Source organism: Methylobacterium sp. OAE515, assembly GCF_041806315.1.
Taxonomy (GTDB): Bacteria; Pseudomonadota; Alphaproteobacteria; order Rhizobiales; family Beijerinckiaceae; genus Methylobacterium; species Methylobacterium tardum.
The window spans coordinates 2,305,152-2,320,006 of sequence record NZ_JBGMUV010000001.1; the positions used below are offsets into that span (position 1 = coordinate 2,305,152).

Annotated in this window: 14 protein-coding genes; 13 read left to right on the top strand and 1 reads right to left on the bottom strand. The window is 70.6% G+C overall.

Annotated features, from left to right (window positions below; translation table 11 throughout):
- The first annotated feature begins 124 nt into the window (after window positions 1–124).
- The 3 genes from ABIE45_RS11275 to ABIE45_RS11285 all read left to right on the top strand — a co-directional run bounded on the left by ABIE45_RS11275 (window position 125) and on the right by ABIE45_RS11285 (window position 2,068).
- Entirely contained in the window at window positions 125–1,399 is a 1,275-nt protein-coding gene (locus tag ABIE45_RS11275; RefSeq protein WP_192706795.1) for an MSMEG_0565 family glycosyltransferase, read from the top strand.
- Entirely contained in the window at window positions 1,392–1,670 is a 279-nt protein-coding gene (locus ABIE45_RS11280; protein WP_192706796.1) for an MSMEG_0570 family nitrogen starvation response protein, read from the top strand. Before ABIE45_RS11275 ends, ABIE45_RS11280 begins: the two co-directional genes overlap by 8 nt.
- 98 nt (window positions 1,671–1,768) lie before the next feature.
- Window positions 1,769–2,068, top strand: a complete 300-nt coding sequence (locus ABIE45_RS11285; RefSeq protein WP_192706797.1) for a hypothetical protein — start codon at window positions 1,769–1,771, stop codon at window positions 2,066–2,068.
- Here ABIE45_RS11285 and selB read toward each other — a convergent pair.
- Window positions 2,065–4,005 (bottom strand): selenocysteine-specific translation elongation factor, encoded by a 1,941-nt coding sequence (selB, locus tag ABIE45_RS11290; RefSeq protein ID WP_210331614.1) that lies wholly within the window; start codon window positions 4,003–4,005, stop codon window positions 2,065–2,067. The genes ABIE45_RS11285 and selB overlap by 4 nt on opposite strands.
- A gap of 364 nt (window positions 4,006–4,369) precedes the next feature.
- Here selB and ABIE45_RS11295 point away from each other — a divergent pair, with 364 nt between their 5' ends.
- The 10 genes from ABIE45_RS11295 (at window position 4,370) to ABIE45_RS11340 (ending at window position 14,847) form a co-directional block, all read left to right on the top strand.
- Window positions 4,370–5,887, top strand: a complete 1,518-nt coding sequence (locus tag ABIE45_RS11295) for a CYTH and CHAD domain-containing protein (protein ID WP_192706799.1) — start codon at window positions 4,370–4,372, stop codon at window positions 5,885–5,887.
- A 90-nt stretch (window positions 5,888–5,977) separates the two neighbouring features.
- Window positions 5,978–7,144: a carboxylate-amine ligase gene (locus ABIE45_RS11300; protein ID WP_192706800.1), complete on the top strand. Its 1,167-nt coding sequence runs from the start codon at window positions 5,978–5,980 to the stop codon at window positions 7,142–7,144.
- 276 nt (window positions 7,145–7,420) lie between these two features.
- Window positions 7,421–7,882 carry a tellurite resistance TerB family protein gene (locus ABIE45_RS11305; RefSeq protein WP_192706801.1) on the top strand — a complete coding sequence of 154 codons (462 nt, stop codon included), beginning with the start codon at window positions 7,421–7,423 and terminating at the stop codon, window positions 7,880–7,882.
- Between the two features lie 107 nt (window positions 7,883–7,989).
- A complete protein-coding gene (locus tag ABIE45_RS11310; RefSeq protein WP_192706802.1) occupies window positions 7,990–9,267 on the top strand; it encodes a Zn-dependent hydrolase in 1,278 nt (425 codons plus the stop codon).
- 103 nt (window positions 9,268–9,370) lie between these two features.
- The gene (locus ABIE45_RS11315; RefSeq protein ID WP_192706803.1) at window positions 9,371–10,654 is read left to right on the top strand and encodes a beta-ketoacyl-ACP synthase; all 1,284 of its coding nucleotides are present in this window, start codon (window positions 9,371–9,373) and stop codon (window positions 10,652–10,654) included.
- On the top strand, window positions 10,651–11,418 hold the full coding sequence (locus tag ABIE45_RS11320; protein ID WP_192706804.1) for an SDR family NAD(P)-dependent oxidoreductase: 768 nt from the start codon (window positions 10,651–10,653) through the stop codon (window positions 11,416–11,418). The genes ABIE45_RS11315 and ABIE45_RS11320 overlap by 4 nt, the downstream gene beginning before the upstream one ends.
- A gap of 3 nt (window positions 11,419–11,421) precedes the next feature.
- Window positions 11,422–11,736, top strand: a complete 315-nt coding sequence (locus ABIE45_RS11325; protein WP_373622304.1) for an SH3 domain-containing protein — start codon at window positions 11,422–11,424, stop codon at window positions 11,734–11,736.
- 75 nt (window positions 11,737–11,811) lie between these two features.
- Complete coding sequence (locus ABIE45_RS11330; RefSeq protein WP_192706805.1) at window positions 11,812–12,834, top strand: zinc-binding dehydrogenase; 1,023 nt, start codon at window positions 11,812–11,814, stop codon at window positions 12,832–12,834.
- 221 nt (window positions 12,835–13,055) lie between these two features.
- Window positions 13,056–14,072, top strand: coding sequence for a lipid A biosynthesis lauroyl acyltransferase (locus ABIE45_RS11335; protein ID WP_192706806.1), 1,017 nt, complete (start codon window positions 13,056–13,058; stop codon window positions 14,070–14,072).
- A gap of 7 nt (window positions 14,073–14,079) precedes the next feature.
- Complete coding sequence (locus ABIE45_RS11340; RefSeq protein ID WP_192706807.1) at window positions 14,080–14,847, top strand: DUF1223 domain-containing protein; 768 nt, start codon at window positions 14,080–14,082, stop codon at window positions 14,845–14,847.
- Window positions 14,848–14,855: the final 8 nt, after the last annotated feature.

Genomic DNA, 14,855 nt, shown 5'->3' on the forward strand with positions numbered 1-14,855 from the left:
TCGGCTGGCCGTGCCGGTCAACGGATCAATGATGAAGGCCGGCGCCGAGATCTGCGCGCGGCACGAACCATGCGTCGAGCCGGCTGCGGATCTCCGGCAGGGCGGCGGAGAACGCGGTTCGGGAATGCGGGCGCGACGCCCGGACCGGCTGCGAGCCACGACTGACCGTCCCAGGGTCGACAGCTTGCGCATCGCGATCCTCACGCGCTCGAGCCAACCCTGCAGCAGCACGGTCCACGCGCTCGCCCTCGGCGAAGCCCTCTGTGCGCAGGGGCACGAAGCTGTGGTCCACGTCCCGGATCCCAGCGGGCGCGGCTTCTTCCGGGATGCAGGCTGCCCTGTGGTTTCGGTGTCGGCCAAGCCGGTGACCGGATCGGCCGCGGTCCAGGTACAGACCCGGATCGCCGATTACCTCGCCCATTTCTCGACGCCGGCGGCGTGTGACTTCGACGTTTTTCACGCGCAATGCGGCATCAGCGGCAATGCACTGGCGACCCTGACCCGCCGGCGCCTCATCGCCGGTTTCGTGCGCACGGTGCATCGCGTGAACGCGGTCTCCGACCCCCAGATGGCGCAGTGGCAGGAGCGCGCGATCGTCGATGCCGCCCGGCTGCTCTGCGTCAGCCGGACCGGCGCCGCAGCGTTGCTGGCCGCGTACGGGGCACGGGCCGAGATGGTCGGCCATGGTGTCGACAGCGCCGTGTATCGGCCCGAACCCGAGCCCGGCGACGGTGATCTGCGCCGGCGGCTCGGGCTCGGCGCAGGGCCCGTCTTCCTCAGCGTCGGCGGGTTCGAGCCACGCAAGAACACGCTCACGATTATCGAGGCCTTCGCGACCGTCCGGCAGCTTGTGCCGGATGCGCAACTCGTCGTGGCTGGCGACGCGGCGCGCCCCGACCATGCGGGCTACGAGGCCCGGTGCTGCGCGTCGCTGGAGCGCGCGGGCTTGGCAGTCGGTCCGGGCCAGCCGGTCATCCGCACCGGTCCGACGGCGCAGGCGGACATGCCGGGCCTTTACCGGCTCGCCGATACGCTGATCGCGCCGTCGCTGACCGGCGGCTACGGTCTCTGCGTCCTGGAAGCGATGGCGTGCGGGACGCCGGCGATCATCTCGGCGCGGGAGCCCGGCGTGGTTGGCACCGCGTCGGTCGAGGCCCTCGCGGCCGACCCGGACGATGCCGCTGCGGTCGCAGCGGCGATGCGGACCAGCCTGGTGCCGGCGCGCCGCGCACAGCTTCGCAACGCCGGCCGCGCGGTCGCCCGGGCCCACACCTGGGCAACATGCGCGGCCCGCCACTTGCCGACCTACGAATCGTTCGCGCCGGGGCCCGCACCTCTGATGCCGGTGGCCACGGGCTCGGCAGCCTGGAATATTCAGCGGTTCCCGCGCGATGCCTGAGATGCACTTCCACATCCGCTGGCCGGACGGGTCCCGGGATACGTGCTACTCGCCGTCGCTGGTCATCAAGGATCACCTTGCGGTCGGGCAGGACTACCCCGTCGAGGAGTTCGTGGCCCTGAGCCGCCTGGCCCTCGGTATCGCCAGCGAGCGCGTTCGCGCCCGCTACGGTTTCCCCTTCGGCCGGGCCCAAGCCCAGCTGGCCCGGATCGAGACGTCGGCGCGCCGCCAGGGCCCCGGAACCGTCCATATCGAGTCCTTCGAGGAATAGGCTCGCGCCTGGGAGCCGACGTGGCGAACCGACACAGGGAAAGCGCCCGGACCGGCCGGGTTGTTCGCACATCTCTCCGCGAACGACAGGCAGAGGCGATGAAGATCCGGATTGCCGCGGCGCTGATCCTGGCCGCAACCCCGGCCGTAGCGCAGACCCGGCCCTCGAGCACGAGCATGACCTGCCAGCAGACTGTGCGTTTGATCCAAACGCGGGGTGCCCTGGTGCTCGGGACCGGCGGCATGACCTACGATCGCTTTGTTCGGGACCGCTCGTTCTGCGAGCCCACCGAGATCGCCAAACGCGCGTTTCGGCCGACCCGCGACAACCCGAACTGCCTGATCGGCTACACCTGCTACGAGCCGGGCCCCGGCGACTGGCCCGGCGAGGATTTCTAGGCCGAACCCCGGCTGGGAAAGCCCGGCTCCAGGCCGACGATCACCCGGCGATCTCCGGCCCGCCGGGTGAAGCCCACCGCGTCGAGGTGCTCGAGGAGCGGGATCGAGAACTTGCGCGAGATCCCCAGGGTCGCTCCGGCCTCTCGAGCCAGGAAGCCCGACTCGGCCGTGGTGGCGTTCGGGAAGGCCTCGGTCAAACGTGTCCGGGCACCGGCAACCGCCTCCCGGTGGAACAGCACCGCGCGGCGTTGCACGCGATCGACGGCGCGGATCACCGTGCCGGCGCCGACCAGATAGGTCAGGGCCTCGCGTCGGCGCACGTCGCGACCCACGGCGTCGCTTTCGTCTGGCGGGTTGAGGCCGGCGCGGCGGAAGAGCTGCTCCAGCCGGCGCGCGACCTCGTTCTCGTTCCGAGCCGGATCGAAATCCGCACGCCGCCACAGAGTGCCGGCCTGAGTGACCGCACCTGAAGCGGCGAGAGCCCGCAGGACCGTGCCGGTGAGCGCCTCGGTGAGAGACAGCGAGCGGGACAGACGCTCGATTGCGATGCCGTGCTCCATCGGGTTGTCACGATGGTGCTGGGAGAGGGCTGCCAGCGCGCCGGTCCGGAGGGCCTCGAAGGCTCCGGCCCCGATGATCCGCTCGCCGACCTCCCGCGCGTCGGATTCGAGCAGCAACGCCCCGGCCCGGTCCGGGGCCACACCCGCGAGGCGTGCCAGCTCGATCAGCGACGCGCCGGCCGCGCCGGCCTGCCCGAGACGGACCGCAATCACCTCGGCCGGCCGCCCCGTCGCCAGCGCGGCGAGATCGGCCATCACGCGCGGATCGTTCCGCCGGCGCCGCCGGCTGGTCGGATCGATCACACGACCGCCCGCCACCGTCGCCGCCGGCGAGTCGAGCCGCAGGACGAAAGGCTCCCGAGCCGGCACCGAAACCGGGTCTGCGAGGTGCAGCTGCGCCTGGCTGCTCGCGCCGGGCTCGAGGGCGTCGCGGTCGAGCAGTCGAAGCCGAGCCTCGACCTCCGTGGTGCCGACCAGCAGGCGGCAACCGGTGCCGCCGGCCAGCGCCGCCTCCGCGCTGGTCGCGGCCGTGATCGCCACGTCGATCCACTGGCTCGGGGCGAGCAGGCCCGGCAGCGACAGGGCCTGACCCCGGGCGATCTCGTCGAGGCCGACGCCGCGCAGGGCGACGGCGGTCCGACGCCCGGGCTCGGCGCGATCGACCGGGCGGCCGTGGATCTGAAGGCCGCGCACCGTTGCGGTCCGGCCACCGGGCACGATCTCCACATTGTCTCCGACCGCGAGCGGACCGCGACGCAGCGTGCCGGTGACCACCGTGCCGAAACCCGGCCGCGAGAAGACCCGGTCGACCGGCAGATAGGGGAAGCCGCCGTCGATGCCGGGCTCTGCCTCGACCAGCAGCGCGGACAGAGCCGCGGCAAGCTCAGAGAGGCCCGCGTCGGTGATCGTCGAGGTGGTGATGACGGGACCGGCCTCGATCCCGGCGCGGGACGCCGCGGCGGCGATCTCGGCCGACCGCGCCGCGATCGCCTCGGGCGACGCGAGATCCGTCTTGGTCAGCGCCAGCACACCGCGGCGGACGCCAATCAGGCGGGCGATCTCCAGATGCTCGACGGTCTGCGGCTTGATGCCTTCCTGCGCATCGACGGCGAGAAGGACGGCCCGCATGCCGGTGGCGCCCGACACCATGGCGCGAACGAATCGTTCGTGACCGGGCAGGTCGATGAGGTCGATCTCACCCTGGTCCGAGGACAGCAGGGCGAAGCCCGGGACGATCGACACGCCGCGGGCCTGTTCTTCCTTGAGCCTGTCCGTCTCGATCCCGGTGAGCGCACGCACCAAAGCGGTCTTGCCGTGATCGACATGCCCGATCACGCCGACGAGGAGGGTCTTCAACGCAGCCACCGACCGGACCATCTCCGCGGTGCCGCCGTCCACGCCGGGCGCACCACTCACGCAGCAGGGGAAGTCTGCCTCACCGGCTCAACGTTGAACCGCGAGCCGCCGGACGGTCGGGACCGGAGCGTGCGAGGTAGATTGGATTGTGGACAATTTGTTTTGCCACGCGATTCGAATTTGGGAAAGCGCGTTTTTAACGCAGCGCAACATGCCTCATGCGCATACGGCGGTGCTCTTGCGTCCTGCTTGACGTCGTGGAAGCGTCTATGTCCCTCAGGATGCTTTGTTGGATGGCCAGCCCGAGCCGCAGCAGCGCGACTCTTCGATGCAACCGGATGAGCGCCTCGCGCCATTAGGCAAGGCAGGTCACAAAGAGGAGAGCATGAGCGACACCGATAGCGCCGCCCCGGCAGAGCCCCGTGAGATCGAGCTGAAGCTCGACTGCGCCGGTCCGGACCTGACCGCGCTCGCCGCCCATCCGCGGCTCCAGGGCGCTGCGGCCGTAGACCCCGAGCTCCTGGTCACGACCTACTACGACACGCCGGGCCGTGACCTCCGGGCGGCGGGCCTGACCTTGCGCGTGCGCGCGAAGGGCGGCCGCTATATCCAGACCGTGAAGGCGGGCGGCGGCAATGTCGGCCTGTTTAACCGGGCCGAGTGGGAATCCGAGATCGCCGGCGAGACGCCGGACCCGGCGGCCTGGGCCGAGACTGCGGCAGAGCAGGTCTTACGCGACGCCGATGCGCCCGTGGAGCGTCTGTTCTCCACCGTGGTGAGGCGCCGTGAGATCCCGGTCGTGCAAGGCGCGTCGAAGATCCTGGTCACCCTGGACGAAGGCCGTGTCGAGGCCCCGACCGGCGATGCGCCGCTCTGCGAGATCGAGCTGGAGCTTCAGGAGGGCGACCCGGCCGACCTCTTCCTGGTCGCTCAGGGGCTCGCCGAGACCGTGCCCCTGCGCCTGTCGGTGAAGGCCAAGAGTGCCGTCGGCTTCGCGCTGCTCGACGGCAAGGGCCCGTCGATCGTCAAGGCAGAGACGCTGGACCTTCCCGAGGGCGCGAGCGCCGGCGACGTCTTCCGTCGCGTCGCGCGGGCTTGCCTGCGCCACATGCGACTCAACGAGACGGCGTTCCTGGAGGGCGGCCGGCCCCCGGAGGCGCTTCATCAGATCCGTGTGGCGCTGCGCCGGCTGCGCTCAGCCCTGTCGCTGTTCGCTCCCATGCTGGAGGGCGATCCGCGCGCGGAGGGCTTCAACGACGAGATCAAGCGGGTGACCGAGCCGTTCGGCCACGCCCGCAACCTCGATGTGTTCCTCGGGCACACGCTGCCGAGCTTGGTCGAGGAGCGTCCGGATGATCAGGGTCTCGACGGCCTGCGCGAGCGGGCCGAGGCGGAGCGGGAGCGCGCCTACGACGCGGTTCTCGCAACTCTGGAGAGTCCGCAATGGCGCGGACTCATCATCGAGTTTGCCGGCTGGATCGAGACCGGCTCCTGGGCGGCACAGCCCGCGGCCAACGAGGACGGTCGCGATTTCGCGGGCCGCGTGCTCGATCGGGCTCGGCTGAGGCTCAAGAAGCGCGGTCGCGGCCTCAAGAAGCTCGACCCCCATACCCGCCACCGTGCCCGAATCGCCGCGAAGAAGCTGCGCTACGGCGCGGAGTTCTTCGCCGGTCTCTTCCACAAGAAGAAGTCACGGCGGCGGCAGGACAAGTTCGGGGCGGCCCTGTCGGACCTGCAGGACCATCTCGGCGTGCTGAACGATCAGGAGACCGCCCGCGCGATGACCGAGAGCCTGTCCGGGCCGCCGATGCCGGGTCCGGACGACCCGGGGGTACAGAAGCTGCTTGAGGCGGCCGCGGAAGCCCGGGCCGAGCTCATCGACGTGAAGCCGTTCTGGCGCTGACGCGTCGCGCGCGCCGCCGCACGGTCCGGAACTCGGCCGGTGCGGTGGCGTTCGCCGGAAGGTCCGCCCGGGCGCGGGCAGGGAGCGCCGATGGCCCACGCCTACAGGTTCGGTATCGAGGAGGAGTTCTTCCTCGCCGATGCCCACACACGCGGGACACCGCGCGCCGGGCTCCGGGCCTTTCACGCCGCCGTGCGGGCCCGCCTCGACCATGCCGAACGCGAGCAGCTTCAGTGTCAGGTCGAAGTGGCCTCGCCGCCGAGCGACGATATCGCCGAGGCCAGGGAGCACCTCGCTGGCCTGCGGCGCAGCCTCGCGGAGATCGGCGCCGACCGGGGAGTGCTGCCTTTCGCGGCGGGCACTCACCCTACGGCGCGCTGGCGCGACCAGCGTCCCACCGACAAGGCGCGCTATCACGGCATCATGGCCGACCTGCGCATGCTCGGCCGGCGCAACCTCGTCTGCGGCCTTCATGTCCACGTGGAGGTTCCGGACCCGGAGGCACGGATCGGGCTGATCAACCGGCTGCTGCCGTTCCTGCCGGTGCTGCTGGCGCTCTCGACCTCATCGCCGTTCTGGCAGGGTCAGCAGACCGGGCTGGCCGGCTACCGTATGCGCGCCTACGCCGAGTTGCCGCGGACCGGCGTGCCGGAGCTGTTCGCCGACGCGGCCGACTACGTCCGCTACGTCGACGTCATGACCAGGGCCGGCGCCATAGCGGATTCCAGCTATCTCTGGTGGCACCTGCGCGCCTCGCTCAAATATCCGACCCTCGAATTGCGGGTGGCCGACAGCTGCACGCGCCTCGACGATGCGCTCTGCATCGCGTCGCTGTTCCGGTGTCTCGTACGGCACGTCGTGCGGGACCGGACCTGCAATGCCGGCCTGACCGCGGCCTCGCGGGGCTTCGTCATGGAGAACCTGTGGCGGGCCGAGCGCGACGGCATCCAGGCTACGCTCATCGATGAGGCTCGCGCTGAAGCGATACCCTTGGTCACGTGCGTCGACGATGTGCTCGGCTTGATCGGAGAGGACGCAGACGCCCTGCACTGCGCCGAGGCCTGCAGACACGCCCGCACGATCGCGGCCGAAGGGACGAGCGCGGATCGCCAGATGGCGGTGTTTGCGGCAGCGCGCCGGTCCGGAGCCACGGAGCGCGCAGCGCTCTCGGCCGTGGTGGACCATCTTGCCAACGAGACCGCCGCCGGCACGACGCCCGGGCCTGGGGGGCACCCGAACAACGTTCCGGCGGCGTGACGACGGGACAGGATCCGGCTGAGGGGGGATGTCGGAGCCTGCGATCCGCCGACCGCGCTTTGGCGGCGCGGTTGTCACGATGAGTCGCACACGCATGTTGCCGAAGCGTGTCTATCCGCCGAACCGATGAGCGTTTGGCCTATATTCGGCGAAGCCGACCGTCTGTCATCTGCCCATACCAGTGTTGCGGCGACGGCCTGCACCGCAGCGGCTTCCCTCGCAGCCGTGCTCTGCTATCCCTCACGCGTTTTCCGCAGCCACTCGCGATCGTCCGCCATGAGCCTCCTGCGCGACATCATCGGCCAAGTCGGCCGCACCGTGACCGCTTACGCGGGCGACAAGGCGCTGATGCTCGCCGCCGTCTCGGCGGCCGCCAACGTCATCGTGGCCGACGGCGAGGTCGCTGGTCGGGAATTCGACGCCGCCCTCCAGGGCCTTCGCGCCGATCCGGTGCTGATGAAAGGCTACGACGCGCTGATGCTGGAGACCGAGCTCTACGAGGGGATCGCCCGGGCGCGCACGCGCCTCGGCCGTGCCGAGAACCTGCGCCATGTCGGGGCGATTTCCGAGCGACCCGCGATCCAGCGCGAGAACGTGTTCCTGATCGCCGCGGATGTCGCCGACCAGGACGGGATCAGCAACATCGAGGCGAGCGCCCTCGGCGAGATCGCGGCGGCGCTGCGGGTTGACGGCGTCGGGCTTCTGCGAGCCAATCCGGTCCGCCATCCGCCAGCCTGACCGGTGCGGTTGGCATCGGCGTTGCTGGACGGGCGTGCGTCGCAGAGACGGCGGCGTTTCCTCACAAAGCACTTGTCCCACGGCGTTGCGCCGTGAAAGGAACCGGCATGGCCGAGACGATCCCGAGCAAGACCCACAATCTGCGCGCCGACGGCACGCGGCTCTGGTCCACGATTCTGGAAACCGCTGCGTTCGGCGGTACGCCGGCCGGCGGCATCAACCGGCTGACCCTCTCGCCCGAGGATGGGCGCGTGCGCGACTGGTTCCGGGACGCCTGCGAGGCGGCCGGCCTGACGGTCTCGGTCGACGCGCTCGGCACCCAATACGCCCTCCGGCCCGGCCGCGACATAAGCCGGAAGCCGATCGCCTTCGGATCGCATCTCGACACCCAGCCCACCGGCGGGAAGTTCGATGGCGTTCTCGGTGTCCTGGCCGGTCTCGAAGTGATGCGCAGTCTGAACGACGCCAACATCGAGACCGAGGCGCCGCTGATGGTGGTGAACTGGACCAATGAGGAGGGCTCGCGCTTCGCCCCTGCCATGATGGCCTCGGCCGCCTATGCCGGCGAATTCACCACCGACGCGATCCTGGCCAAGCGCGACGCGGCCGGCACGACGGTCGCGGAAGCCCTGGACGCCATCGGCTATCGCGGCGCCGAGGCCGTGGGCGCGCAGGAAATCGGCGCCTTTGTCGAACTGCACATCGAGCAGGGACCGATCCTCGAGGCCGAGGGCAAGACCATCGGCGTGGTCGAGGGCGGCCAGGGCATCATGTGGTTCGACGGCGTGATCACGGGTTTCGAGAGCCACGCCGGCACCACGCCGATGCCGCGCCGCCGGGACGCGCTGCTGGCGCTGTCGGAGTTCGCGCTGGCCGCCGAGCGGATCGCCCTGGCGCACGCGCCCTCGGCGGTGGCGACGATCGGCGAGGCGGCGATCCTGGCTCCGTCCCGCAACGTCGTGCCGGGCCGGGTCGCCTTCACGGTGGACGTCCGCGACCCGCGCTCCGAAACCCTCGACGCCATGGAGGCAGCACTCCAAGAGGCGGCGGCCGAGATCTTAGCGCGGCGCAAGCTCGAGATCGCGCTGAACCGGATCTGGCGAAAGGAGCCGGTGCCGTTCGATGCCGCCATCGTGGCGGCCATCGATGAGGCTGCCGAAGGGCTGGGGCATGCCCGCCGCCGGATCATCTCGGGCGCCGGCCACGATGCCTGCAATCTCGCCGGCAAGGTGCCGGCTGGGATGATCTTCGTGCCCTGCAAGGACGGGATCAGCCACAACGAGGCGGAATCCGCGACCCAGAGCGACTGCGCGGCCGGAGCCGACGTGCTGCTGCAGACGGTGCTGCGGCTCGCCAACGCCCCAAAGGCGGCGACAGCCGCCTGACCGGCCGGAGCGTGGTCCGGATCGCCGCAGCCGGTGGCGGCGCTTCGGACCACGTTGCGTCGCCCGGTGTGCGAAAGCGTAAAAATCCCTTAAGGACCACGGCATGAGCGCGCGATCGTACCGCGACGCCAAGGGCCGGCCGCTCGTCGCGGTCACCGGCATCGGCGTCGTCTCCTCCCTCGGCCAGGGCCAGACGGACACCTGGGCCGCCATGACCGAGGGCCGGTCCGGGATCCACGCCATCGGCCGGTTCCCCACGGACGGCCTGCGCACGCGCATCGCCGGCACGGTGGATTTCCTGAATACCGAGCCGCTGGTGGCGCCGCTGTTGTCCGAGCGCTTCGCCGCCGTCGCCGCCGAGGAGGCGGTGGCGCAGTCCGGGATCGGGACCAAGGGCGATTTCCCGGGGGCGCTGTTCATCGCGGTGCCGCCGGTCGAGATGGAGTGGCCGCAGCGGCAGGCTCTGGCCGAGGCCGCCGGCGGCAACGGGCCGGTCGATTATGCCGGCCTGCTCCGGGCCGCCGCAACGCGCCGGTTCGATCCCTGGCATGACCTCTTCATCTTCGGCACCGTCGCCGACCGGATCGCCGACCGCTTCGGCACCAAGGGCTCGCCGATCTCGCTGTCGACCGCCTGCTCGTCGGGCGCCACCGCCATCCAGCTCGGCGTCGAGGCGATCCGGCGCGGCGAGACCGCGGCGGCGCTCTGCATCGGAACCGACGGGTCGGTGAATCCGGAATCGCTGATCCGCTTCTCGCTGCTCTCGGCACTCTCGACCCGCAACGACGATCCGGCAGCGGCCTCGAAGCCGTTCTCGAAGGACCGCGACGGCTTCGTCATGGGCGAGGGCGCGGCGGCTCTGGTCCTCGAGGACGCGGAGGCCGCCGCCGCCCGGGGCGCGGCGATCCTCGGCTACGTCCTCGGCTGCGGCGAGAAGGGCGACGGATTCCATCGCACCCGCTCCAGCCCGGACGGGGCGCCGATCATCGCGGCAATCCGGGCGAGCCTGGAGGATGCCGGGATCGAGGCCGACGCGATCGACACGGTCAACGCCCACGGCACCTCGACGCCGGAGAACGACAAGATGGAGGGTCTCGGTCTCGGGGCCGTCTTCGGCGCCCGGGCCGCCACCCTGCCGGTGACGTCAAACAAGTCGATGATCGGCCATACCCTCACCGCCGCCGGTGCGATCGAGGCGGCCGTGTCGCTGCTGACGCTGCGGAACGGCCGGATCCCGCCGACCATCAACCATCGGGTGCCGGATCCCACGATCGTCCTCGACGTGGTCGAGACCGCCCGCGATCTGCCGGTCCGCACGGTGCTGTCGAACTCCTTCGGGTTCGGCGGCCAGAACACCTGCTTGGTCTTCGGCGCGGAACCGGCGTGAGCGGCGTGACCACCCCGCGCCGGGTCCTCGTCACCGGCGGCGCCTCCGGGATCGGCGCGGCGATCGTGCGCGCGCTCGCTGGTGCGGGTCACGCGGTCGACTTCACCTACCGCGCCTCGGCCGACGCGGCGGAGACCCTGCTTGCCGATCTGCGCACCGCGCATCCGGAGCGTGCCTTCGCGGCCCATGCCCTGGACCTCGCCGACAAGGTGGCGCTTGACGGCTTCTGCGAGACCGTGGAGGCGGCGGGCTATTACGGGCTGGTTCACAATGCCGGCCAATCCTGCGACGCGCTCGCGGCCATGCTCGATCAGGAGCGGGCCGAGGCCGCCATGCAGGTCAACTTCTTCTCGCTGACCCGCCTCGCGAAGGCCCTGGTGCGCGAGATGACCCGGGCGCGGTACGGCCGGATCGTGGCGATCGGCTCGGTCGCAGCGCTGCGGGCCAATGCCGGCAACGCCGCCTACGCGGCGACCAAGGGCGCGCTCATCGCCTATTGCCGGACCCTCGCCATCGAGACGGCCAAGCGCGGCGTCACCGTCAACGTGATCGCGCCGGGCTTCGTCGACACCGCCATGATGGAGCGCTACGCCGCGTATCGGGACGGTATGGAGCGCCAGATCCCCGCAGGCCGCTTCGCGCGTCCTGAGGATGTCGCCGCGCTTGCCGCCTTCCTGCTGGGCGATGGGGCTTCCTACATCACCGGAGCCGTGCTGCCCGTGGATGGCGGCATGACCGCCATGATGGGCGTGCATCGGACCTGACCGGTGACGCCGCCGAACCGGACGACCCTGCCGATGCGCGCCCGCCTCGCCCTCTCTGTCGCTCTCTGCATCGCGCCGCTCGCGGCGTACCCAGCCCGGGCCGAGCCTGAGACGTACCGCATCTCGGGCCTGGCGCCCGGCGAGGCTTTGAGCATTCGCGCTGAGCCCGACCCGTCGGCCGAGCAGATCGGCGAGATCCGGTCGCGCGCCCTGGTCTTCGGCTGCACCAACGAGACCCCGAGCCGTACCACGTGGTGCCGGGTCAAGGCCGGCCGGGTTCTCGGCTGGGCGCGGCGACGCTACCTGGCGCCGGACTAGCGGCGGGTTCCGAGCCCCGATTTTCCCTGCCATGCACGAACCCCGTCGCCGCGCCGCCAACGGAAAACAACGCTTATGCAAGCCCTCCAGCTGTTCGGTGACCGCGATCTGCGCCTGAGCGAAATCGAAGCGCCGCCCGCGCCCAGCGCCGGCGAGGTGCAGGTCCGTATTCGTGCGGTCGGCCTCAACTTCATCGACGTCTGGGGGTTCCGCGGCATGGCCTTCGCCAAGCGGAAGATGCCGTTGATCGTCGGGGCCGAGGCCGCCGGGATCATCGAGTCGGTGGGGGAGGGCGTGGCCGATCTCGCACCCGGCGACCGGGTCGTCCCCTACGGCGCCATGACCTGCGGGCGGTGTCGCGCCTGTCGCGAAGGCCGCGACAACCTCTGCGAGGATGTCTCGGGGGTCATGGGCTTTCACCTCGACGGGTTTTCCCGCGAGTGTGTGACGATGCCGGCGCGGCTGGTGGTGAAGGTGCCGGACGGCGTCAGCGACACCGACGCGGCCTGCGCCGGCATCGCCTTCGGGACGGTGCAGCACATGCTGTTCGACAATGCCCGGCTGGAGCCCGGCGAGAGCGTGCTGGTCCATGCCGGCGGGTCGGGGATCGGCACCGCGGCGATCCGCATGGCCAAAGCGATCGGCTGCACGGTCTACACGACGGTCGGAGACGACGAGAAGGGCCGCAAGGCCGCCGAACTCGGCGCCGACCACGTGATCAACTATCGCACCGAGCGCTTCGAAGGCGAGGTCCGGCGCCTGACCAAGCGGAAGGGTGTCGACGTGGTCTTCGAGCATGTCGGGGCCGACACCTGGAACGGCTCCCTGCTGTGCCTGAAGCGCGGCGGCCGGCTCGTCACCTGCGGATCGACCTCCGGCGTCTCGGCTACCATGAACCTGATGCAGCTGTTCCAGCAGCAGTACCGGATCACCGGCTCGTTCGGATGCTCGCTCGCCAACATCCGCGAGTCGCTCGACAAGATGGCGGCCGGCATCCGGCCGGTTGTGGATACCGTCTACCCGCTGGCCGACTTCGCGCAGGGCCTCGAGCGGCTGGAATCGCGCCGGGTCTTCGGGAAGATCCTCGTCAGCCTCTGAGTAATGGCTACGCCGCACGCGCGCTATCGTTCCGGGCTCTGCCTGCGGTTCTGGGTTCCGGGCTCGCCTTCGGCGCCCCGGAACGATGGCGCCGAATCGGATCTAACGGCGAGGATCAACGGCGGGGCGGTCACGCCCATTTCGCACTGCAGGAGACATGGCTTAAGCTTCGCCCTACGGACGCGTCGGGGGGCCGCCCGTGTCAGGCCCAGGATTCGATTGTGCTGCGTCTCGCTCTCCTGTTGAAACGGTCGTATCCGCGCCTTGCCGGCTTCGCCACCATCCCCCTGATCCGAACGCTGGTCTGGCTCGCGCGGGCCCTCGGGCCGCAGCGGTCGACCGCCCTCGGGGCCGCGTTGCTGCGGGTCGTCGGCCCGCTCATGCCGGCACACCGCACCGCCCTGGCCAACCTCCGGGCTGCCTTTCCGGAGAAGACGGAGGCGGAGCGAAAGCGGATCGCCCTTGAGGCATGGGACAATCTCGGCCGGACAGGCGCCGAGTACGCCCATCTCGACAGCCTGTTCGACTACGATCCCGCGGCCACGGCACCCACGCGGACCGAGGTCGCGGGAATCGAGCATTTCTTCGCCCTGCGCGACGACGGCGAGCCGGGCCTGATCTTCTCGGCCCATCTGGCCAATTGGGAGCTGCCGGCCATCTGCGCGGCCCGCTTCGGCTTGGACGCGACCGCCGTGTTCCGACCGCCCAACAATCCGGCCGCAGCCCGCCTCGTCCAGGAGGTACGCCGCCGGTCCATGGGCGGGCTGGCCGCCTCGACGCCGGGTGCCGTCTTCGCCATGCGCGATGTCGTCGCGAATGGCGGGCACCTCGGTCAGCTCATCGACCAGCACTTCACCCGTGGAGTCGTGGTTCAGTTCCTCGGTCGGCCGTGCCTTGCCAATCCGCTGCTGGCCAAGCTCGCCCGGCACTACGAGTGCCCGGTGCACGGCGTCCGCGTCGTCCGGCTGCCCGAGGGGCGCTTCCGGCTGGAGCTGACGCCGCCCCTCGACCTGCCGCGCGCCTCCGACGGGACCATCGACGTCGCGGGCGCCATGCAGGCGATGACGTCCGTAGTCGAGGGCTGGGTGCGCGAGAATCCCGGCCAGTGGCTCTGGATGCACCGGCGTTGGCGCCCGGACATGCTGCCGAAGCCGCGGCCGACCTCGACGGCACCTCAACCGATGGTAGAAGGCTCTCAAGCCAACGTGATTTCACAGACGGTGTCCCAGACGTTCTGATACCCGAATGACGCCCCGGCACCGCGCCCTGACCCGCGACAGCCGCGCGCTCTGCGCTGCCGTTCTGTTCTTCACCCTGGTGCTGGCGTCGGCGGCGCGGGCCGAGCCGGTTCGCGCTGTGGTGGAATTGTTCACCAGCCAGGGTTGCGGCGCGTGCCGCACGGCCGATCCGGTTCTGCGCGATCTGTCCCGTCAGCCCGGCGTGATCGCCCTGACCCTGCCGGTGACCTACTGGGATTATCTCGGCTGGAAGGACACGCTGGCCCTGCGCCCGCTCACCGAGCGCCAGCGTGCCTATGCCAGGGGCCGCGGCGCGCGCCAGGTTTTCACCCCGCAGGTTGTGGTCGACGGCAGCGCCTTCGCGGTCGGTTCCGACAGGAGCACGCTGGATCGGCTCCTGCGCGACGCCGCGCAGCGTGGGGGGTTGCCGGTCCCGGTGCAGAGCGAGCGGCAGGGTGACCGGATCCTCGTCGAGGTCGGCGCCGCGCCCGAGGCCAAGACCGAGTTGCGCGGCGACGTCTGGCTGGTGCCGGTGCTGCGCAGTCGGGCGATCGCGATCCAGGGCGGCGAGAATGGCGGCCGCACGGCGACCTACGTCAACGTCGTGCGGGGCATGCAGCGTCTCGGGTCTTGGACCGGGCAGGCGACGCGCTTCGACGTGCCCTTCACGCAGACGAAGACGGCCGACGCCGACAGCTGGGTCGTTTTGCTTCAGGGAGCCGCGGACGGCCGCCCGGGCCGCATCTTCGGGGCGGCCAAGGGGCCAGGGCTTTAGCGACCGAC